At 42.3% G+C, this 19,676-nt stretch carries 24 protein-coding genes; 22 read left to right on the top strand and 2 right to left on the bottom strand.

Annotated elements, in window-relative coordinates:
* Positions 1-28: 28 nt before the first annotated feature.
* On the bottom strand, positions 29-646 hold the full coding sequence (locus MKY54_RS12215; protein WP_076129923.1) for a nitroreductase family protein: 618 nt from the start codon (positions 644-646) through the stop codon (positions 29-31).
* A 221-nt stretch (positions 647-867) separates the two neighbouring features.
* On the opposite strand from MKY54_RS12215, the gene MKY54_RS12220 reads away from it, so the two are divergent.
* From MKY54_RS12220 to MKY54_RS12310, 19 genes are all read left to right on the top strand, one after another.
* On the top strand, positions 868-1,710 hold the full coding sequence (locus tag MKY54_RS12220; protein WP_339190610.1) for a DUF2785 domain-containing protein: 843 nt from the start codon (positions 868-870) through the stop codon (positions 1,708-1,710).
* A gap of 200 nt (positions 1,711-1,910) precedes the next feature.
* The gene (locus tag MKY54_RS12225; protein WP_036685888.1) at positions 1,911-2,354 is read left to right on the top strand and encodes a DUF1641 domain-containing protein; all 444 of its coding nucleotides are present in this window, start codon (positions 1,911-1,913) and stop codon (positions 2,352-2,354) included.
* Positions 2,355-2,394: 40 nt separating this feature from the next.
* The gene (locus MKY54_RS12230; protein ID WP_036685891.1) at positions 2,395-3,573 is read left to right on the top strand and encodes an NAD(P)/FAD-dependent oxidoreductase; all 1,179 of its coding nucleotides are present in this window, start codon (positions 2,395-2,397) and stop codon (positions 3,571-3,573) included.
* Between the two features lie 164 nt (positions 3,574-3,737).
* The gene (locus tag MKY54_RS12235; RefSeq protein ID WP_339190611.1) at positions 3,738-4,364 is read left to right on the top strand and encodes an SGNH/GDSL hydrolase family protein; all 627 of its coding nucleotides are present in this window, start codon (positions 3,738-3,740) and stop codon (positions 4,362-4,364) included.
* Positions 4,365-4,472: 108 nt separating this feature from the next.
* Positions 4,473-5,519, top strand: coding sequence for a hypothetical protein (locus MKY54_RS12240; RefSeq protein WP_179088247.1), 1,047 nt, complete (start codon positions 4,473-4,475; stop codon positions 5,517-5,519).
* A 32-nt stretch (positions 5,520-5,551) separates the two neighbouring features.
* Positions 5,552-6,298, top strand: coding sequence for a type I methionyl aminopeptidase (gene map / locus MKY54_RS12245; RefSeq protein ID WP_076218952.1), 747 nt, complete (start codon positions 5,552-5,554; stop codon positions 6,296-6,298).
* Positions 6,299-6,399: 101 nt separating this feature from the next.
* On the top strand, positions 6,400-7,227 hold the full coding sequence (locus MKY54_RS12250) for a hypothetical protein (protein WP_339190612.1): 828 nt from the start codon (positions 6,400-6,402) through the stop codon (positions 7,225-7,227).
* A 345-nt stretch (positions 7,228-7,572) separates the two neighbouring features.
* The gene (locus MKY54_RS12255; protein WP_076100677.1) at positions 7,573-7,995 is read left to right on the top strand and encodes an Rrf2 family transcriptional regulator; all 423 of its coding nucleotides are present in this window, start codon (positions 7,573-7,575) and stop codon (positions 7,993-7,995) included.
* 175 nt (positions 7,996-8,170) lie between these two features.
* Complete coding sequence (locus MKY54_RS12260; RefSeq protein WP_339190614.1) at positions 8,171-8,695, top strand: hypothetical protein; 525 nt, start codon at positions 8,171-8,173, stop codon at positions 8,693-8,695.
* A 302-nt stretch (positions 8,696-8,997) separates the two neighbouring features.
* The gene (locus MKY54_RS12265; protein WP_339190616.1) at positions 8,998-9,183 is read left to right on the top strand and encodes a hypothetical protein; all 186 of its coding nucleotides are present in this window, start codon (positions 8,998-9,000) and stop codon (positions 9,181-9,183) included.
* Between the two features lie 137 nt (positions 9,184-9,320).
* Entirely contained in the window at positions 9,321-10,055 is a 735-nt protein-coding gene (locus MKY54_RS12270; protein WP_339190618.1) for a metallophosphoesterase family protein, read from the top strand.
* 81 nt (positions 10,056-10,136) lie between these two features.
* Positions 10,137-10,739 (top strand): GNAT family protein, encoded by a 603-nt coding sequence (locus MKY54_RS12275; protein WP_051491425.1) that lies wholly within the window; start codon positions 10,137-10,139, stop codon positions 10,737-10,739.
* 5 nt (positions 10,740-10,744) lie between these two features.
* Positions 10,745-11,503, top strand: coding sequence for a peptidase E (locus MKY54_RS12280; RefSeq protein ID WP_081387708.1), 759 nt, complete (start codon positions 10,745-10,747; stop codon positions 11,501-11,503).
* A complete protein-coding gene (locus tag MKY54_RS12285; RefSeq protein WP_076183268.1) occupies positions 11,500-12,051 on the top strand; it encodes a GNAT family N-acetyltransferase in 552 nt (183 codons plus the stop codon). Before MKY54_RS12280 ends, MKY54_RS12285 begins: the two co-directional genes overlap by 4 nt.
* Positions 12,052-12,087: 36 nt before the next feature.
* The gene (locus tag MKY54_RS12290; protein ID WP_339191179.1) at positions 12,088-12,432 is read left to right on the top strand and encodes a protein tyrosine phosphatase; all 345 of its coding nucleotides are present in this window, start codon (positions 12,088-12,090) and stop codon (positions 12,430-12,432) included.
* A gap of 68 nt (positions 12,433-12,500) precedes the next feature.
* The gene (locus MKY54_RS12295) at positions 12,501-12,782 is read left to right on the top strand and encodes an N-acetyltransferase (RefSeq protein WP_339190619.1); all 282 of its coding nucleotides are present in this window, start codon (positions 12,501-12,503) and stop codon (positions 12,780-12,782) included.
* A 154-nt stretch (positions 12,783-12,936) separates the two neighbouring features.
* Complete coding sequence (locus tag MKY54_RS12300) at positions 12,937-13,803, top strand: VOC family protein (protein WP_076202411.1); 867 nt, start codon at positions 12,937-12,939, stop codon at positions 13,801-13,803.
* A 67-nt stretch (positions 13,804-13,870) separates the two neighbouring features.
* The gene (locus MKY54_RS12305; RefSeq protein ID WP_143762697.1) at positions 13,871-14,764 is read left to right on the top strand and encodes a beta-1,6-N-acetylglucosaminyltransferase; all 894 of its coding nucleotides are present in this window, start codon (positions 13,871-13,873) and stop codon (positions 14,762-14,764) included.
* Between the two features lie 18 nt (positions 14,765-14,782).
* A complete protein-coding gene (locus MKY54_RS12310; protein WP_076183276.1) occupies positions 14,783-15,418 on the top strand; it encodes an NAD(P)-dependent oxidoreductase in 636 nt (211 codons plus the stop codon).
* A gap of 77 nt (positions 15,419-15,495) precedes the next feature.
* Here the strand turns inward: MKY54_RS12310 and MKY54_RS12315 are convergent, their stop codons facing one another.
* Positions 15,496-16,257 carry an MBL fold metallo-hydrolase gene (locus MKY54_RS12315; RefSeq protein WP_076279839.1) on the bottom strand — a complete coding sequence of 254 codons (762 nt, stop codon included), beginning with the start codon at positions 16,255-16,257 and terminating at the stop codon, positions 15,496-15,498.
* A 250-nt stretch (positions 16,258-16,507) separates the two neighbouring features.
* Between MKY54_RS12315 and MKY54_RS12320 the strand changes: the two genes are divergently transcribed.
* Genes MKY54_RS12320 through MKY54_RS12330 form a run of 3 tightly spaced genes read left to right on the top strand, consistent with a single transcriptional unit; the run spans position 16,508 to position 19,517 of the window.
* Positions 16,508-18,526, top strand: a complete 2,019-nt coding sequence (locus MKY54_RS12320) for a Na+/H+ antiporter (RefSeq protein ID WP_076129954.1) — start codon at positions 16,508-16,510, stop codon at positions 18,524-18,526.
* A gap of 2 nt (positions 18,527-18,528) precedes the next feature.
* Complete coding sequence (locus MKY54_RS12325; RefSeq protein ID WP_254857016.1) at positions 18,529-19,053, top strand: GNAT family N-acetyltransferase; 525 nt, start codon at positions 18,529-18,531, stop codon at positions 19,051-19,053.
* 2 nt (positions 19,054-19,055) lie between these two features.
* Positions 19,056-19,517, top strand: coding sequence for a DIP1984 family protein (locus MKY54_RS12330; RefSeq protein ID WP_076129955.1), 462 nt, complete (start codon positions 19,056-19,058; stop codon positions 19,515-19,517).
* Positions 19,518-19,676 lie beyond the last annotated feature (159 nt).

A 19,676-nucleotide genomic window follows, 5' to 3' on the forward strand; every position in this document is an offset into this window, starting at 1 on the left:
CGGATGGAACGTTTTGCTGTATCTATAATCAGATGAATTCAACGAATTCGTTGACTGGCTTACGGTAGCCGCGGGGTCTGATTTTATGTTTTTTGTCTTTGCCGATCGTGATCAGCATAACAGGTACCATATGATCTGGCAGATTCAAGGTGGATTGGATAGCATCAGCATCGAAGCCGATCATCGGGCAGGTATCCCAGCCTTTATCTTTGGCGATCAGCATAAAGTGCATGGCAGAGAGAGAGGCATTACGTATTGCTTCATCTCTTTGAAAAGCATCCTTATCAATGTAAGCATTGTTAATCATCTCTATTTGCTCATCATATTCCTCTTGTGACATCGCTCCTAAAGCTTTAAGCCCGCCATAGATTTCTGGAGCCTGCTGATAAGCATGCTTATCTCCTAGCACTACAATAACTGCTGAAGCAGTATGGATTTTATATTGGCCGTAAGCTGCTTCGCGAATTTCTTCTTTTAAGCTCTCGTTAGATATCACTTTGTAATTTGTATGCTGTAGATTATAGGCCGAGGGTGCCAATCTGGCATAAGAGAACATTTCCTCTAATTCATTCTGAGGGATGATAACCCCTTCCACAAAATTCATAGCGGATCTGCGTGACTGAATCAAGTCTGTAAAAGCGCTCATAAGTATTCCTCCGTTGTGTATGTATTCGGTTGTAAAATATCAACACCTGATATTTGTAAATGAACTAACTAAATGTTACTAACTCAAAATAACACAGCTTAAAAAATTCGTCAATGATAAAATTTATTGAAGTTAATCTTGAACACCCTGTTGTCAAAAAATAGGACATAAATTAGGATATTAGGATATGTAGAAACACAGTGGATGAAAGGGTGGATAAATTGATTAATAGTAGAGAACAATTGATGATAGATTTGCAAAGAATCGAAGAGAATGACTACGAGCTTAGAAGTGGAGAGGACATAAAGGATTATGTGAAGTTGATGCTTGAGCATATAGGAGATCCCGAGCCTGTACTGCGTGATGAATTGATTTATTCCACATTCTACAAATGGATTAATGAGAAACGTTGGTTTAATGATGCGGAGCTTCGTGAACTGCTGTGGATACTTCTTGACGAGCAGCATCTTTTTTATCACATTGGGAATAAAGAAGATCTGACGGTGTATACAAGAACATTTTCTGTATTGGTTGTTGCTCTTATTCTCCAGAGGCATAGGGAAATGGCTATATTGGATAGCTCTGAATTTATAAAGGTGAAGCAGGATTTGATTCGTTATTATGAGGAAGAACGGGACTTAAGAGGTTATATGGAAAAAGAAGGCTGGGCACACGCAGCAGCCCATGGCGCAGACGCCTTGGATGAGCTGGTTTTATGCTCGGAGAGTGATGCCGAGGTGCGGGAAGAGGTTCTGGCAGTTATTCAAAAGATGCTTTATAACGATCAATACATATTCAGGGAGGAAGAAGATGAAAGGATTGCTACTATTATAGTTACAATCATCGATCATCATTTACTTCCACAGCAGTCTATAACCGATTGGATTCTCAACTTGGCGCAATGTGGCAGTTGGCCTAGAAGCCACAGCCAGTACGTTACTCGAATAAATACAAAGAACTTCCTGCGTTCTCTTTATTTCAGGTTACTTCTAACAGAGAAGAATATGGACATTGTGGATGTTTTGTTGAAAACTGAGAAGAATTTGAATGAATTTGTACATTAATTCACTCAAACGGTTTTAATTAACACTAGTAATTTAAATAATTTATTATAATGTAATAAAAATCACAAATTTTTATGGAAATTCAAAAACTTTGTGACATTTATAACTTGATAAGTGCTATAATAGAAATATGGCGTTAAAAGTTCTTATGTTTTTCATTACTATTAAGCAGCAAAGCTTATTGCAGAGGAGATTTGGATATGTCAGAATCAATCACTCAAACACAACCTGAACAAGAATCACCAAAAGTAGCTGTTAGCAAGGAACAAATGGATGTTCTAGAACAGCTCTTGAAACCAGAAGTTCAGGAATCATTAACAGTCTTGGTGGAACAGCTGCCAAAATTAACTGAGCTTGTTGGCGTGCTTACAAAGTCCTATGACTTTGTGCAAACTGTCGCAGCGGATGATGTCTTGAAAAGTGATACGGTAAGTGCAATTAAAGAACTTGCTGAACCTGTAGTGCATTCCGCGAAGAATATGGCAGCTACAGTGATCGAAGCAAAAGATCGTGCGAATGAAAGTAACGAAGTTATTGGTCTTTTTGGTCTTATGAAGTTGTTGAAAGATCCGCAAGCGCAAAAGCTTTTCCGTTTCGTAAATGCATACCTTCAAGTTGCTGGAGAACGCAGTAAGCAGAAATAATCATTTTCATATCTTATACGTAAGGGACGGAGGAAACATCATGTCTAAACATATTGTCATTCTAGGAGCAGGTTATGGTGGTCTACTAAGCGCCTTAACCGTACGCAAATATCTCAAAAAAGATGAAGCTAAAATTACTGTAGTTAATCAGTATCCTACCCACCAAATCATTACAGAATTGCATCGTCTTGCAGCAGGTAGTGTTGCAGAGGGTGCTGTAGCTATGCCTCTAACTAAGCTTTTCGCAGGGAAAGATATTGACCTGAAAATCGCGAAGGTTAATTCATTTTCTGTGGAGAACAAACAAATTGTTCTTTCTGATGGTGTGACACTTACTTATGATGCGCTTGTTGTAGGTCTTGGCAGCACTACAGCTTATTTTGGCATTCCAGGGCTTGAACAATACAGTATGGTATTGAAATCAGCTGCAGATGCTAACAAAATTCATCAACATATTGAAGATCGTATTCGTGAATATGCGAAATCGAAAAATGAAGCAGATGCAAACATCCTGATCGGTGGCGGCGGCTTAACAGGTGTTGAGCTTGTTGGTGAAATCGCGGATGTATTGCCTACACTTACTAAAAAATATGGCGTTGATCCTAAAGAAATTAAGCTTATGCTCGTTGAAGCAGGTCCTAAAATCCTTCCAGTATTGCCAGATGCATTAATCGAACGTGCTGTAGCAAGCTTGGAGAAACGTGGTGTTCAATTCCTGACAGGTCTTCCTGTTACGAATGTAGAAGGCAATGCGATTGACTTGAAAGACGGTCAAAAAATTATTGCTAACACATTTGTATGGACTGGTGGCGTACAAGGAAATCCACTCATCGGCGAATCGGGTCTTGAAGTTAACCGAGGTCGTGCAACGGTGAATGAATTCTTGCAATCCACTTCCCACAAAGATGTATTCGTTGCTGGTGACAGCGCGGTGGTCTTTGCAGAAGATGGACGTCCTTACCCTCCAACTGCGCAAATCGCTTGGCAAATGGGTGAATTGATCGGATACAATCTGTATGCCTTCTTGAAAAATAAATCGTTTGAAAGCTTTAGCCCAATCAACTCTGGTACACTTGCTAGCTTAGGCCGTAAAGACGGTGTTGCCATCGTTGGTGCAAGTTCTACTCCGTTAAAGGGCTTGCCTGCAACTCTGATGAAGGAAGCAAGTAATATCCGTTACTTGTCCCACATTAAAGGATTGTTCAGCCTAGCTTACTAATATAGCTTAACCCTAAACCCTGCTCAAATCTGAGCGGGGTTTTTGTTATTGTTTTTTTAGTGAAATGTTTGCATTATTGATGTTTCACAGTAGGCTGTATTCATTGTATTTGATATAATAGATTGGGTTATATTAACAGAGGTAGTTAGAGGAGGATTTCATTTATGATATTCCAACAAAACGATGTCATTCTGTTTCAAGGGGACAGCATAACAGACTGGGGGCGTAATCATGAAGACGCTTCATCACTTGGAGTAGGTTATGCAATGATGGTCGCCGCTCGTCTGGGGTATTTATATCCAGAGAAGAATCTTACTTTTATTAACCGTGGTATTGGTGGCAACCGTATTGTTGATTTACAGGGACGTTGGGATCAGGATTGTCTGGATTTGAAGCCGACTTGGGTGTCCATTTATATTGGAATTAACGACACTTGGCGGCGTTTTGATTCTGGTGAAGAAACCACTCCCGAGCAGTTTGAAGCTTCGTATCGGGACCTGATCGAACGCACTCAGAAATCTTTAGATGCTAAATTAGTGCTTATAGAGCCTTTTGTTTTGCCTGTACCGAAAGATCGTAGAACTTGGCGTCAGGATCTTGATCCTAAAATTCATATTGTCCGCGAGCTGGCACGTGAATATGGGGCGCCGCTGGTTCCGCTAGATGGACTTTTTGCAGCGGCTTCCGTAAAAGCAGAACCGGCTTACTGGGCATATGATGGAGTACATCCTACTCCTGCAGGTCATGCACTTATTGCGGATGCTTGGCTCAAAACGATGGGAGTAATCTAATCAATTGCCATTTTAAGACTAGAACCACGCTTTAATAAGCAGGTTGTAGTCTTTTTTTAATCGCGTGTTCATAAAGTCGTTTTTATATATTTATAGACACTGTTATAATTGGAATATGCTTATGTATTGGAGGCGATTCGCATTAGGCGGTTAATATGGATAGCACCTTTGTTATTGGTCGTAGTGTTAAGCGGATGTAAAAGTGATTTGGGCTTCATCAATGCCAGATGGATCGAAGGCGTGTCGTTGACACCCGTGGCAACGAGTGATCAGAAACAAGCGGATCGTCCTTTGCACTCAGAGAGCTTAACGCTAAAGGATTCTGTTTTGATCAAGACGCTTGCGGAGGCTATGAACAAGAGTAAGAAATTTTCTGATGATCTGGATTGGGGTCCGGAATTTGAAATGAAGCTTGTTTATGGGGACGGCTATTCGGAAGATTATTACATAGCGCTTGGAGATCAACTTGGACATGAAGGGATGTTTACTACAGCAGAGAACAGCAGTCAGGGCTATACAATTCCTGTAAAAAACTCTGACCAGTTAAGAAAGCTCATTTATGGAACAATCGATACGGAGAACATTGAACAGGCAGACCCTGTGGAGACTTCTGTCGAGGTAACAGGTCCAGTAACCCTATCACATAATGAACTGTCTCCGGTCACAGGCAGAGCGGGATTTTTAAATCTGCAACTGCTAGAGGGGACATATAGCGAAGATTGGACTACACCGAGTCCGTTAGCGGGAAGAAACTGGAGTGGCCGATTTAGGCTAGTAGTGACTGATGAGCATGGAAAAACACTGAGTAGCTATCCGTTAAATGATCAATTTGCCCAGACCTTTAATGATTTTTTCCAGCTTCAGTTTGAGGATTATAATGGAGATGGTGATCCCGATTTTACGATCGGACAATATGGAACGAGTAACGGTTATTTCTACAAGCTTTTTACACTCAGAAGAAATAACGTGATAGAAGAACTGCCTATTAAACCTGAAAATCAGCTGTTTATCAGCAGTCCTGAGCGGTATTCCATAAAACTGGATAAAGTTGATGAGCATAGCTTCAAGAGAAGTTACTACGATAACGCAGCAGGCAAACAAGTGGAAGATACTTTTCAGTGGGTAGGGAGTGCATTTCAGAGGCTGGACAAATGATTAATTCATGAAGTGAGAGGAATGTGTGTTGGATGACAAGTGATACGGTACAAGATTTAGAAGGGTTAAAAGCTATTGGAAAAGTGGTGGGCCACACCATCGCCGAGATGAAAAAGAAAGTAACCCCTGGGATGACGACTGCGGAGTTAGATCTTATTGGAGCTGAGATTCTGGAAAGCTTCGGAGCATCCTCAGCCCCGAAGATAACTTATAATTTCCCGGGCAGCACCTGCATCAGTGTGAACGAAGAGGTTGCTCATGGTATTCCGGGTCCGAGAGTGATTAATGCTGGCGATTTGATCAACATTGATGTCTCTGCTGAGCTGAATGGGTATTATGGGGATGCTGGCGTTTCTTTTCAACTGCCGCCCTATAACGATGATATTCTGCGTTTATGCCGGAGTACAGAGGAAACCATGATGAGTGTGATCAATCATCTGCGGGCAGGAATGAAGGTTAACGAGATCGGCAGAATGATGGAACTTGAAGCTCGCAAACGCGGTTATAGAGTGGTGCGTAATCTGTGCAGCCATGGAATTGGCAAATCACTGCATGAGAAGCCTTTTGAAATTCTACCCTTCTATAATCCAAGAGTGACCACGGTGCTAAAGGAAGGACAAGTAATTACGATAGAGCCCTTCCTCTCGACTGGAGCGGACTATGTGGAGCAGCAATCGGATGGCTGGACGCTAAGTGTTGTAGATAACGGTCGGGTAGCGCAGTTTGAACATACGATTATCGTGACTAAAGGTGAGCCTGTTATTCTGACTAAGGCATAAAGAGTAGTGTGCGAACAGACCTTATTATTTATAGGTTGTGCCCCGCATACGCGATGCAAGGAATCGTTCGAATCTGAAGATAACTATCGGAGGGACCAGAGATGGCTGAGCAAAAGATGATTGAAGTGCCGTTTCAGCAATGGGTAAACGATAAGGAGCTGTGGGTACAGCTTAATGATTTGATGATGCAGGAGAGTAAACTCCCAGGACCACGAGTGAATTTGGAGCTCTCAGACCATTTTGCTAAACAATTCGCTCATCCTAATCTAACAGATACAGGCTGGGAGCTGCTCGTCTCTTGGACTGACATTACTGAAGCTGAAGCTGGGGTGAATGATCCCCGTGAGTTTCTGCCGTTTTGTGCAGTTAGGGCGTTGGGTGCTTATTACAGTTACGCTGGAGAAGAGCAGCAAGTAGTGATTCAAAACATCATCAAGACAGCTATGAATGATTCGCGATGGAGGGTGCGTGAAGCGTCTGCTATGGCGTTGCAAAGTATAGGGGAGGATGATTTCACCCTGCTCAGGCAGCTGATTGACATGTGGGAGAAAGGTGCGAACAGGCTTGAACAACGGGCTTTTGTAGCGGCGTTAGCACATCCTCCTCTTTTAAAAAAGAAAGAAAATACGCTGTATTGTCTTCAGTTGGCTGCCGGAATCATGGAGAGTATAGATGGTGGGGGAGCGCAACATGAGGACGCTGAGCATTTTCGTGTATTATCTAAGGGACTTGAATACAGCTTGAGTGTATTTGTGGCGAATGAGCCTGAAGAAGGCTTTGTTATGCTGGAGAGATTTGCAAAGAGCCGAGATGCCCGAATCCTTAAGATTGTGAAGAGTAATCTTGGCAAATCGCGTCTGAGTAAAAAATATGCTGCCCAGGTGGCTGAGATCCTAAAGGAATTCGATAACATAGGAAAAGACACTTAGGATACGAGTGCCATTTGGCAGTTGTATTTAATCATTTTTTTTGTTTTTACTTATATTAGAATTAACAATTAAAGAAACAAAGAGAATTAATATAATCAAAGAAAACCACTCTATGGATTGTTCGAATATTAAACTGTAGGTTATATTAATAAATTCAAAGACAACTATTATTAAAAGTATTGCCCAACGGTCTTTTTTTATTAAAATGCACCAACCTATCTATATGGAGAATATTGATAGATTATAAGTTGTTCATATCCTCAAAAGTTTGACAAATGCATAAAATGTAACTATTATAGTTGCATCTGAAGGATGTTTTGCAGCAAGGCAGAAGGAGAGATTTCCATGAATATTAGCACCCGATTTGCGGTAGCCATTCATATATTAACGTTGATTGACAGCAATAAAGAAGGCAAAAGCACGTCGGAGTGGATAGCTGGTAGCGTAAACACAAACCCTGTAGTTATCCGTCGGCTTACGAGTATGCTGCAAAAAGCAGGACTGGTGAATGCCCGCCCCGGAGTCGCAGGCGCCTCGCTTACACGTAGCGCATCCGAGATTACGCTGCTGCAGATTTATAAGGCAGTTAATGCGGTGGAAGAGGACTCGTTGTTTTCTGTACATGAGCATCCTAATCCAGATTGTCCTGTTGGCAAGAATATAGCCAGTGCAATTGTACCTGTGTTCTCACTCGCCCAAAAAGCAATGGAGAATGTTCTCCAGGAGGTTACATTGGAACAGATTGTGAATGAAATGCCAGAACTATGATTCCTCCATATCACAGCTTAGAAGTAAGGCCAGAACATGTGAAAACGTGATTCTGGTCTTTTTTGGCTTAATTAGGTTTATGGTCAAAGAAGGGAAGTAAGAGAGAATATAGAATCTGTATTTATAAGCCGGATTAAAGATAATATACATACATACATTGAGGGAGAGCTAAAGAATGTTAAAGAAATTACTGCCTATACTACTAATTATAGTAATGATTACCGGATGTAATGAATCAAAGGATACCACTAAATACGAGGATACTAATTTTGGAATCACCTTTAACTATCCGGATGATTGGGTTGTAACTGAGAAGTATGGAGCGCCATTATGGTTGATAGTCTCTACGACTGATTATAAACCTGCTGAGGGACTTAAAGGTCCGGGAGTAATGCTCTTTGGATTTAAGCCTAAGGACATGGAGCTTGTCAACAAATGGCTCGAGGATGCCCAAACGAATTACAACAACGGGGCGGAGCTGACAAAAAGTAAAGCTAGTTTAGGCGGGTTAGAGTCCGTAAAGTACGAAACTGAAGTATTCGAAGAGGAAGGGAGTAAAGGAAAAGCTATCTATTACGTTATTGAGGAACCGGAAATGTCATTTATGGTGCAGTTCCCTTATAGTGTGGATGAAGTACATAAAGAAGATATGAAGAGGATAGAGGATATTTTACAATCCATAAAGTTTACAAAAGATTAAGTGTGACTAGAACGAAGTAGCTGGAATGGTGGAATGTACGGTATAAAATGCGGTTGAAATGTACTAAAGTGGCTGGAATGGTGAAATGTAAGGTATAAATGCCGTTGAAACGGGCTGAAGTAGCTGAAATGGTGAAATGTATGGTATAAACGCCGTTGAAATGTGCTGAAGTAGCTGGAATGGTGGAATGTACGGTATAAATACCTTTGAAATGTGCTGAAGTGGCTAAAATGGTGAAATTTACGGTATAAATACCGTTGAAATGTGCTGAAGTAGCTGGAATGGTGGAATATACGGTATAAATGCCTCAGATTTGGCTGAAATCATCCAAAGAAGCAAAAAGAGAAGCAAAAATGCCCTATAAACGAGCAATAGTCGCTGAAAGTGTGAAAAGAAAGGCAAAAATGCCCTATAAACGAGCAATAGTCGCTGAAAGTGTGAAAAGAAAGGCAAAAATGCCCTATATACGAGCAACAGTCGATGGATGAGCGAAAAGAAAGGCAAAAATGCCCTATAAACGAGCAGCGGCCGCTAAATGAGCAGCAACAGCCGCTGATGCAGTACAATTACAATTAGTTTAGGATAAGTAACTTTTTTAAAGATCAATATATACGGAGGTTCTACAGTGGAGCAAATTGCAATAATCTCAGACATTCATGGAAATATACCGGCCCTTACGGCCGTTTTAGATGACATCCAGCAGCGGGGAATCAGCAGAGTCTTTTGTTTAGGCGATATTGTTGGAAAAGGACCGAACTCAGACCTAGCCGTTGATATCATAAAAAAGAATTGTGAAATCAGTGTTATGGGGAACTGGGATGATTTAATGAATCAGGATGTTGATTTTGAGATGGCTCGGTGGTGCCGCGGGTTGTTAGGTCAAGAGCGCCTAGCTTATTTAAGCACGTTGCCGTTTTCGATTGAGTTTATGATGAGTGGTAAATTTGTACGGTTATTTCATGCTTCGCCACGAAGCCTGTATGAACGTGTTCAACCTTGGGATGATTATGAAAAGCGATTATCTTTGTTTGATTATTCTGATCTCTGCCAGGAGAAACGACAAGCGGATATCGTAGGTTACGGGGATATTCATAATGCTTTTATTCAACATCTAGAAGGTAAGACCTTATTTAACGTAGGCAGTGTGGGGAATCCGCTTGATCTAACCCAGGCATCTTATGTGATTATGGAGGGAGAATACATGGGAGTGTTAGCAGCTCCTTTGAATATGCAATTTGTAAGAGTGCCTTATGACATCGAGTTAGCTGTTCAACAGGCCGTTGAGGCAGATATGCCAGCTGCAGAGCCTTATATTCGTGAGCTTAGAACCGCGCAGTACAGGGGAAGTGTCCGGGGATAATAAAGGAAAGGATAATAAAGGAAACGAAAAATCAAACTGCAACCTTAATCCAAGCCATCAAAAAGTAATGGAGGGAACAAATTGAAGCTTAGTCACGTATTTGAGCAATTCCCTACTTTGGAATCCGAGCAATTATTACTGAAAAAGATTGAAGTCAGCAACCTTAATGAGGTATTTGGGATATATAGCAATGATCAAGTATTTGAGTACTGTGGAATTATTCCGAAACATAATAAAGATACAGTCAAGAATATGATCGGTCATTTCGAACGTGATTTTACCAAAGGGGTAAGAGTGAAATGGGGGATTTTCCTCAAAAATAACCCTTACATACTGCTAGGTATCATCGAAGTTATGGATTTTAATCAAAAGGTGGATATGGTGACGATCGGTTACTTTTTGGCGGAACCTTATTGGGGAAAAGGGATTGCAGCTCAGGCCATTCAGTTAGTGGTGAAATATTTATTTGAGACTGCAGAAGTCAATCGAATTCAAGCTGAGGTTATGCCCTTTAATGAACGATCGAAGCGGGTGCTTTTGAAAAATGGCTTTACGAAAGAAGGCACGTTAAGGCAGGCGCATGTATGGTCAGGTAAAGGTCTGGTGGATCTGGAGATCTACAGCATTTTGGCAGAGGAATATTTTGCAAGCATCGGTAAGCCAAGAGTGAGCAATAGGATGTAATCCTAGTGAAAGAAGGGGAAATCATGGGCACTATCGTAGTGATTGGCGGGGGAGAGTTAATCGAGCTTGAAACGCTGGAAATTGATCGTAAAGTTGTGCAGCTAACTCAAAAGGCTAAGCCGAAGGCGTTATTTATTCCAACAGCCAGTAGTGATGCGCCGGGATATTGTGATACTTTTAGCAAAGTATATGGCGATATTCTTGGATGTGAAACAAGTCACTTATTGCTTGTGAGCCAAACCTACACTCATGATGAGATTACAGATTTAATTACAGCTGCTGATTTGATTTATGTGGGTGGAGGCAATACCCGAAAGATGCTGGAGATTTGGAAAAATACAGGGGTAGATACGCTTTTGAAAGAAGCTTATTCCTCTGGAACTGTATTGGCCGGGCTTAGCGCAGGTTCCATCTGTTGGTTTGAATATGGGCATAGTGACTCTGAAGCGTTCGACGACCAGGGGGAATGGCAGTATATCAAGCTTGAAGCCATGGGGATTCTGCCGGGCATTCATTGTCCGCATTATAATGAGGATATTCGGGTTGAAGATTTTACACGCATGGTTAAAGGTGGAGGTTTGCCTGGAATCGCGGTGGATAACAATTGTGCAATCATCTATAAAGATAAGGAATATAAAGTGATGTCGACCAGAGAAGAAGCTAAGGCCTACCGTGTGATTGACTCCGAGCAAGGTGTTGTCGTAACGGAAATAGAAGAACATCCGAGCTACAGACCACTTCATGAATTGTATGGTGCGTTATGATTATTTTTGAAAAGCAAGAGATCAGACTGAGAACACTTGAGCTAAACGATGCCGCATTACTTGTAAAATGGCTCTCAGACCCCGTTGTACTGGAGTTCTATGAAGGTCGTGATCGCCCGCATGATTTGGAGCTGGTGAAGGAGCATTTTTACGACGAGCAAGCCGAAGTTACGCGGTGTATTGTGCAATACAAGGAGCGGGATATAGGTTATCTCCAGTTCTATCTTATAGATGATGAAGAATTAGAGGTGTACGGCTACGTGGGATTCGAAGGTCAAATCTTTGGGATGGACCAGTTTATTGGCGAGCCTGATTTATGGAATCAAGGAATTGGTTCGCGACTCATTAAAGAAACAGTCAATTATCTAGTCGAAGCAAAACAGGCGGATAAAATTGTCATGGACCCGCAAGCCTGGAATGAAAGAGCCCTTAGAGTATACGAGAAGATTGGCTTTGTGAAGAAGAAATACCTTGAACAGCACGAACAACATGAAGGAGAACTAAGAGATTGTTGGTTGATTGAATACACGAAGCAGTCGAGACAATAAATATCTTTTTAACAATCGGATAAGGAAGGTGCACTTATTAAACTCCTGTTTGTCTGCAGCCAGAATCGCTGGCGGAGTCTAACTGCGGAGAAGATTTTTCAAGGAATTGATGGCCATGAAGTGAGATCTGCAGGGACTGAAGATCATGCCAGAATTAAAATTTCTGAAGGGCATTTGGGTTGGGCGGATGTGATTTTTGTGATGGAGAAGAAACATGTTCGAAGAATTCAAGATAAATTTAGAGACTGTGTAATGGGCAAAAAAATAATTTGCCTGAACATAGCTGATGACTATAAGTATATGGATGAAGATTTGATCGGCCTTCTGGAATCCAGTGTATCCGAATATTTTCTGGAATGGAGCAACAAAAATGAGGATTAGAACAGAAACTGTGGCAGACTATAATGGAGTATTTCAAGTGAATGTTGAGGCTTTTGGTGATCGGGAAGATGAAGCGCAGTTGGTCGAAAACATTCGTTCAGAAGCAAGGAATCGGCAAGGCGCTGATCCAAGAAGGGGTAAAAAGATGTAGAACGCTCGGATATGAGCTTGTCTTTTTGATCGGGCATCCCGAATATTACCCAAGATTCAGATTTCAACCCGCAGGGCTACATGGGCTGGAGTTGAAACAATTCGCGGTACCGGAGAATGTCTTTATGGTCTGTGAGCTGAAGGAAGGCGTACTGCAGAGGATTAAGGGAGAGTTGAAATACCCGGAAACCTTTTTTTGAATTACTTATAATATTATTTTGTGAATCATGTTTGGCTGTGAACCAGTCGACATGATTTTTTTATAGGTAATTGACAAACATATAGAAGGTAACTATACTAAAGATAGTTAATTTGTAACTGAAATAGTTACAGCGTGATTAGGAGGAATTTATAATGACGACTAAAACAATACTTCAACCAGACACTCAGATCGGTCTGGTGCAGATTAGAGTAAGCAATTTGGAGCGTTCGCTCACCTTTTATCAGAATGTTGTGGGATTAAGCGTTTTGCGGCAGACTGGCCGCGAAGTGGAAATGACCGCTGACGGTCAGAATGTGTTATTAATCTTGCGGGAGATTGAAAATGCGCGGGTGATCCGCCCTAATTCTGTGGCTGGGTTGTATCATTTCGCTATCCTTGTTCCAGATCGTCCTAGCCTTGGATTGGTTGTGCGCAATTTGATCTCTTCGGGGATTGAAGTGGGGCAGGGGGATCATCTGGTCAGTGAAGCGTTGTATATTCAGGATCCAGATAATAATGGGATTGAAATCTATCGAGATCGTCCTAAGAGTGAATGGAAATATGATGCGGAAGGGCATGTAATGATGTCCACTGATCCAGTGGATGTAGATGGACTATTGGCAGCTTCTGAAGGTTTATCATGGAACGGGCTGCCAGCGGGAACAGTGATTGGGCATGTACACTTTCATGTGGGGAATTTAAATAAGGCGAAAGCCTTCTACGTCGATTTGCTTGGTTTTGAACTAACAGCTAATTATGGAAGTGCTGCTATGTTTATCTCTGCTGGTGGCTATCATCACCATATCGGGCTGAATGTTTGGGCCGGACAGGGCGCACCTGCGGCTCCAGCTGATACTGTGGGAATTGATTATTTTACCTTAATTCTTACGAATGAAGAGGAACGCAACGCTGTGGTGGAGCGAGTTCGGCAGGCTGGTTACGCAGTTACAGAAGTGAATGGAAATCCTACATTCCAAGATCCTTGGAACATTGGAATCAGACTTGTTTTAGAGAGATAATTATATATCCATTTTCGTCCATTTATTTTATAATATTGGAAATAGATGGGCGGAAGGGTGAAGTTTGTTGGAAGCATTCAAAATGGCGTATATCATTCTTTGTCATAAGAATCCGGAGCAGATCAATTTGCTAATTGATAGTTTAACTAACGAGTCCGTAGAGTTTTTCCTGCATGTCGATCAGAAAAGTAATATTGAAGCTGATATTATTCATCGTAACGATATTCATTTTGTGGAAAAGCCTATTGATGTGCAGTGGGGGCATTACAGCCAGATTGAATGCATTTTGAAGTGCTTTTCGCTGATCAAAGAACATGGGGATTTCAATTATATCCACATCCTAAGCGGTCAGGATCTGCCTCTGGCTTCAAATGAAGTGATTCTAGATTTCTTTAAGGTGAATGAAGGTAAGGAATTTGTGAAGTATTTGCAGCTGCCTAATGCTGCGGAAACTTGGGGATGTTACGAGCGGGTCTCAGTTTATTATCCTAGATTCCTCATCTCAAGGACCCGGCGTATGACAGCGATCCGAATGAGGTACATTAAACTAATTATGAGCGTTCCGTTTCTGCAAAGAAGATTAAGCGCTCTGCCGAACGGTTTATATAAAGGCTCAAACTGGATGTCTATTACAGGTGGATGTATGGAGTACATCTTGGATTTTACAAAAAGCTCTCCGGAATACGTCAGATTTTTTAGGAACACTTTATGTGGAGACGAAATTTTTTTCCATACGATAATTTTGAATAGTGTTTATAAGATGCATGTGCTGAATGAAATTAAGCGGTATACAGATTGGGAAACAGGACCGGATTATCCTAGAACGCTAACGATAGAAGACTATGATCGGATCACTCAACGGGGCACGGAATGCTTTTGGGGGAGAAAATTTGATCTCGATATCGATAGAACCATCGTTCAGGAGCTCCTTGATATAAATATTAAAGCGAAAACATCGTAAACTCAGGAGGACAATCATATGAAAATCGCAGTTGTTGGAGCAAGTGGAAAAGCTGGAAGCCGAATTACGCAGGAAGCGTTGGATAGAGGTCATGAAGTTACAGCGATTGTGCGGGATGCATCTAAAGTAACAAATAGTAAAGCGAATGTCATTGAAAAGGATGTATTTGCACTTACCGCTGAAGATTTGCAGGGGTTCGATGTGGTTGTGAATGCTTTTGGTGCGCCGTTTGGACAAGAACATCTGCATGTGGATGCCGGGAATGTGCTTATTGAAGCGTTGAAGGCTTCGCCCGATACAAGATTGATTGTAGTTGGGGGTGCAGGAAGTCTTTATGTAGATGAAGCCAAAACGCTTAAAGTAGTGGATACGAATGACTTTCCTGACTTTATTAAGCCAACAGCGACGAATCAAGCCAAGAATCTGGAGATTCTGCAAGGAACAGATGCACTCTCTTGGACCTTTGTTAGCCCATCTGCTGATTTTGCCATCGGCACAAGAACGGGTTCTTATGTAAAAGGTAAGGATAATCTTCTGGTGAACTCCAAAGGCGAGAGTTATGTCAGCTACGAAGATTATGCCGTTGCTATTGTCGATGAAATCGAACAGCCGCAGCATATTCGTGAACGGTTTACGGTGGGTTCAGAGTCTTAAGTGATAATGAAGAATAACGATTATATATAACAAGAGAAGGCAGAACCGGATTTCAGGCTCTGTCTTCTTTTGTATCATTACAGCTTTCCTTTTCCTTCTGCTAGTTCAGCAATGCGTCTGTTTGCATCTCCGCGGTAGAGTCCGCCATGATAACAAATGACCGTATCGATCTCATACTTAGAGAACTTGTTCAGAGAGGCCAAAGCCAGCTCCATGTCAGGTGTGGCGGAAGGAGTGGGACCCTGTAGCTCGCCATCCTGAACGGTCAAGGCATCGGCGGCAATAAGTGTACGGCTATCATGATGGTAAAGACTGAGGTGCCCTGGGCTATGGCCAGGGGTATGGATCACCGTAATTCCACCGGCAAAAGGTAACTTTTCTCCATCCACAAGCGTTTGATCCACTTTTCCTTTAGGAGGATGGGCTAATACAGAGAGGAAGGCACGCCGCCACTCCTCAGGTACATGAGCTGGGATCATAGCCGCTGCCGCCGCTAAAGCTTCAGGAGTGTGCTTAAGGAGCATTCGCTCTCCTTGAATATAGGGCTGCTCAATTTCATGAGCCAGAACAGTAAGCTCTAGATCTTCATCAGCCAATAGGGCAGGGAGGCAACCGATATGGTCTAAATCCTGATGCGTGATAATAAGGGTACGGAGCTTCTCCCAAGGCACATTCGCTTCTTTTAGAGCCTCTTTGAAAGTAGAGAGTAGACCCGGGAATCCGGTATCGACGAGTACGGCGGCATGTTCATCCCAGAGTAGCGTGGGGTAAATCGTGTCTTTTCCACCCATAACCTGCGCTGTAATCTCGAGCATTTCTATTCCTTGAGCAATGTACATTATATCCCTCCGTGATTGATAATAAGAGCGACGCCGTGAGGCTAATGCATATATTACTCAAAACTGAAAATAAAAACAATAGATAAATATTTAATTATAACACAAATAAATATTTATGTCAATATGTATCTGATGGAATTTTTGTGGAATTTGTAGGGGATTTTAATGTTAAGAATCTTTTGCTAGATTTTGCCCTTGCCTAAAGCTTTGCGATATAATAATCAAATATAAAAAAGGGAGTTGATGTGGTTTGGAGACATTTCTAGTTGTACTCGTCCTACTTGGGCTTATCGCAATATCCAACATCATAAACCGATTCATTCCCTTCGTGCCGATACCCTTAATACAAATTGGCTTGGGTGTAGTGGTCGTACTATTGCCTTTGGGAATACATATGTCACTGGAGCCAGAGTTGTTTTTCGTGTTATTTATTGCTCCGCTTTTGTTCAATGACGGAAAGCGAACACCAAGAAATGAGTTATGGAACCTGCGGGCTCCAATCTTAATGCTGGCACTAGGCTTGGTATTTGCTACAGTGCTTATCGCTGGATATTCCATTAACTGGATGATCCCCACCATTCCACTCGCAGCTGCTTTTGCGCTGGCAGCGATTTTATCGCCGACAGATGCTGTGGCGGTAAGCGCAATCGCTGGGAGAGTACATCTTCCCAAGAGTATTCATCGTATTCTAGAGGGCGAATCATTGATGAATGATGCCTCTGGCCTTGTTGCGTTTAACTTCGCTATTGCAGCAGCTGTTACAGGCATATTTTCTTTGCCGAAAGCCTCCATTAGCTTTGTGATTATCGCTTTAGGTGGGCTAATTGTCGGAGCAATACTCGCGTTCCTCCTGATTCGGTTCAGTGTATTTATCCGCAGACTGGGGATGGAGGACATCACAGTACATGTGCTGCTGCAAATCCTGACTCCTTTCATTGTGTATCTGATTAGTGAAGAAATAGGGGTATCCGGCATTTTAGCTGTGGTTGCAGCAGGGATAATTCATGCGGTCGAGAAGGATCGTGCAGTTTCGCCACAGTATAAGCTACAGCTGGTATCCGCCAGCACATGGTCTGTGCTGCTCTACATCTTGAATGGCTTGGTCTTCCTTATTCTCGGATTGTCGATTCCAGATGTTATTGAAGTGATCTACCGGGATACAGCAGTGGACAATCTTATGGTGATTGGTTATGTATTAGCGATAACGTTACTGCTTTTTGTGCTGCGTTTTATATGGGTATATGTATTTTCCCTGGCTGGCGCCGGCCTGCAAAAAATGGAAAAATCGTCTATTAAGTCCATGCTAATCCTGACTATTTCAGGAGTGCGAGGCGCGGTTACTTTAGCCGGTGCCTTTTCGATTCCTTTTGTGTTAGGAGATGGCTCACCTTTTCCTGAACGTGATCTAATTATCTTTATCGCTGCGGGTGTGATTCTGATGTCGCTGCTGATCGCTAGTATCTTTTTACCAATTCTCGCAGGTAAAGAAGAGCCGGTTGCCGAACCAGGGGACACTGAGGTTGAACAGGCGGCCAAATCTAAGGTCGTTGCTGCCGGGATAACGCTGCTTCAAAGTATGATGACGGAGGAGAGCAAGGATTCCGCACAGCCAGCTTTGAGTGAATTCAGAGAAAAGGTTTATAGTCTGAACCGCGAGGATCAAGCAAACGATCCGGCATTTGAGGAACTCCGTCGGCTTGGGGTTGAAGCAAGGATAGTGGGCTTGCATGCTGAACGCAAAGAGCTGACCCGATTGCTTACTAACAATGAGATTCCTGCCTCAGTGGCTCAGAAAATGGAAGAATTCTTGGATCATAGTGAAGTTTTCTTAGCCAGAAGTCTCAACTCTCAAATTAGATTATCCCTTACAGAGATTAGAAGGCTATTTGCGGGGATGTTCTCAGGACAAAACGAACGGGAAGCTAGCCAACAAATGCTGCAACAGGCTGAATGTGCAAGAAAAGCTAAGGTTTCTATGTCCCGCGCAGCAATAGCTGCTGTTAATGCAAGTATGAATGAGAACAACCGAAAAGCAGTAGAGAAGGTTGCATGCAGTTATGAGCAACTAATCTCACGCTTCGAGCAGGGTCAAGGCTGGACAAAGGATGGTCTCGTTGATGATCAAAAGCTTGAATTGAAACTGAAAGCTATTCAGGAGCAACGGGATAAGGTGCAGCAAATGTACCAGGATGGAACTATTAACCGCAAGCTAGCCGGTAAATTACGCAAGTTCGTCGATCATTTGGAAACATCCATTTGGGAGGATTAGCTGTGTTGAACAAAGTAATGGGAGAAAGCTTGTTATTCACTGAAATTCGCGAAGAGCATCTGTCGGATGTACTCGATATTTATAACTATTACGTGCTGAACACTACGGTTTCTTTTCATACCGAGCCTTTAAGTTTGGACGAAATGCGGCAATCAGTGATGAATGATGATCCGCGGTTCAAATCATACGTTATTTTATCCTGGGATAATGTTATTCAGGGCTATGTTCTGATTGCTAGACATAAGAGTAAGCCGGCTTATGATAGCTCTGGGGAGATCAGTGTGTATTTGAAACCTGCTTGTGTGGGTAAAAGAATAGGACAGCATGCCTTATGCTTTATTGAAAAGAGAGCTGCCGAACTGGATTTCCATGTGTTAGTAGCTACCGTTTGCGCAGAGAATGAACGCAGTCGCCAGCTTTTCTCAAAGAATGGATATGAACAATGTGCCTACTTCAAGGAGATTGGCTGTAAATTTGGTCGAAGACTGGATATCGCCAGCTATCAGAAAATCTTAGGGGGAACTTAAAGATGAAACTTGCGGAAGCATTAGTGAACCGAAGTGATCTTACCCGTAAAATCGCGCAGCTAAAGCAGCGGCTCGATCGGGTCGTTAAGGTGCAGGAGGGGGAAGATCCGGCAGAGCAGCCGGAGGCTCTTTTGCATGAGCTAGAAATAGCTGTTAACGAGCAGACGATTTTGATTCGAGCGATTAATCGAACGAATTCATCTGTTGCCTTCAATGAGAATTGGAGTATTGCCGACGCCCTAGCCGAACGGGATAAAATGCTTCAGCTGCGGAAGCTGTTTAGCGATTTGCTTGAGCAAGCTTCGATCACTCAGGATCGGTATAGCCGCTCTGAGGTTCGTTTCCAGAGAACGGTGGATGTCGCTCAGATTCAGAAGCGGATTGATGAACTGTCTAAGTCATATCGGGAGTTGGATTTTAAAATTCAGGAGAAAAACTGGACGGTAGCCTTAATCACACCGTAATAAGCTTTATCACAGCAGAAGGTAACTGATCTTCATAAAGGCGAGTGCAACCCGCCAACAGGGAAAGTTGGACAAATTGACAGATGCCGGGCCATATCTGACCAATCATAACTTAGCCCCGTACTGTAACAACTGTAAAGAGTACCTATTAATGTAACT

Origin of the sequence: Paenibacillus sp. FSL P2-0121, assembly GCF_037975345.1 — a bacterium.
Classification (GTDB): Bacteria; Bacillota; Bacilli; order Paenibacillales; family Paenibacillaceae; genus Paenibacillus_AQ; species Paenibacillus_AQ odorifer.

Bases quoted from the DNA above. Each gene is read 5' to 3' on its own strand.
- MKY54_RS12215 (WP_076129923.1), bottom strand. From the start codon at position 646: ATGAGCGCTTTTACAGACTTGATTCAGTCACGCAGATCCGCTATGAAT.
- MKY54_RS12225 (WP_036685888.1), top strand. From the start codon at position 1,911: ATGTCAGAATCAATCACTCAAACACAACCTGAACAAGAATCACCAAAA.
- MKY54_RS12230 (WP_036685891.1), top strand. From the start codon at position 2,395: ATGTCTAAACATATTGTCATTCTAGGAGCAGGTTATGGTGGTCTACTA.
- MKY54_RS12235 (WP_339190611.1), top strand. From the start codon at position 3,738: ATGATATTCCAACAAAACGATGTCATTCTGTTTCAAGGGGACAGCATA.
- map (WP_076218952.1), top strand. From the start codon at position 5,552: ATGACAAGTGATACGGTACAAGATTTAGAAGGGTTAAAAGCTATTGGA.
- MKY54_RS12250 (WP_339190612.1), top strand. From the start codon at position 6,400: ATGGCTGAGCAAAAGATGATTGAAGTGCCGTTTCAGCAATGGGTAAAC.
- MKY54_RS12255 (WP_076100677.1), top strand. From the start codon at position 7,573: ATGAATATTAGCACCCGATTTGCGGTAGCCATTCATATATTAACGTTG.
- MKY54_RS12260 (WP_339190614.1), top strand. From the start codon at position 8,171: ATGTTAAAGAAATTACTGCCTATACTACTAATTATAGTAATGATTACC.
- MKY54_RS12265 (WP_339190616.1), top strand. From the start codon at position 8,998: ATGCCTCAGATTTGGCTGAAATCATCCAAAGAAGCAAAAAGAGAAGCA.
- MKY54_RS12285 (WP_076183268.1), top strand. From the start codon at position 11,500: ATGATTATTTTTGAAAAGCAAGAGATCAGACTGAGAACACTTGAGCTA.
- MKY54_RS12295 (WP_339190619.1), top strand. From the start codon at position 12,501: ATGAAGCGCAGTTGGTCGAAAACATTCGTTCAGAAGCAAGGAATCGGC.
- MKY54_RS12300 (WP_076202411.1), top strand. From the start codon at position 12,937: ATGACGACTAAAACAATACTTCAACCAGACACTCAGATCGGTCTGGTG.
- MKY54_RS12310 (WP_076183276.1), top strand. From the start codon at position 14,783: ATGAAAATCGCAGTTGTTGGAGCAAGTGGAAAAGCTGGAAGCCGAATT.
- MKY54_RS12315 (WP_076279839.1), bottom strand. From the start codon at position 16,257: ATGTACATTGCTCAAGGAATAGAAATGCTCGAGATTACAGCGCAGGTT.
- MKY54_RS12330 (WP_076129955.1), top strand. From the start codon at position 19,056: ATGAAACTTGCGGAAGCATTAGTGAACCGAAGTGATCTTACCCGTAAA.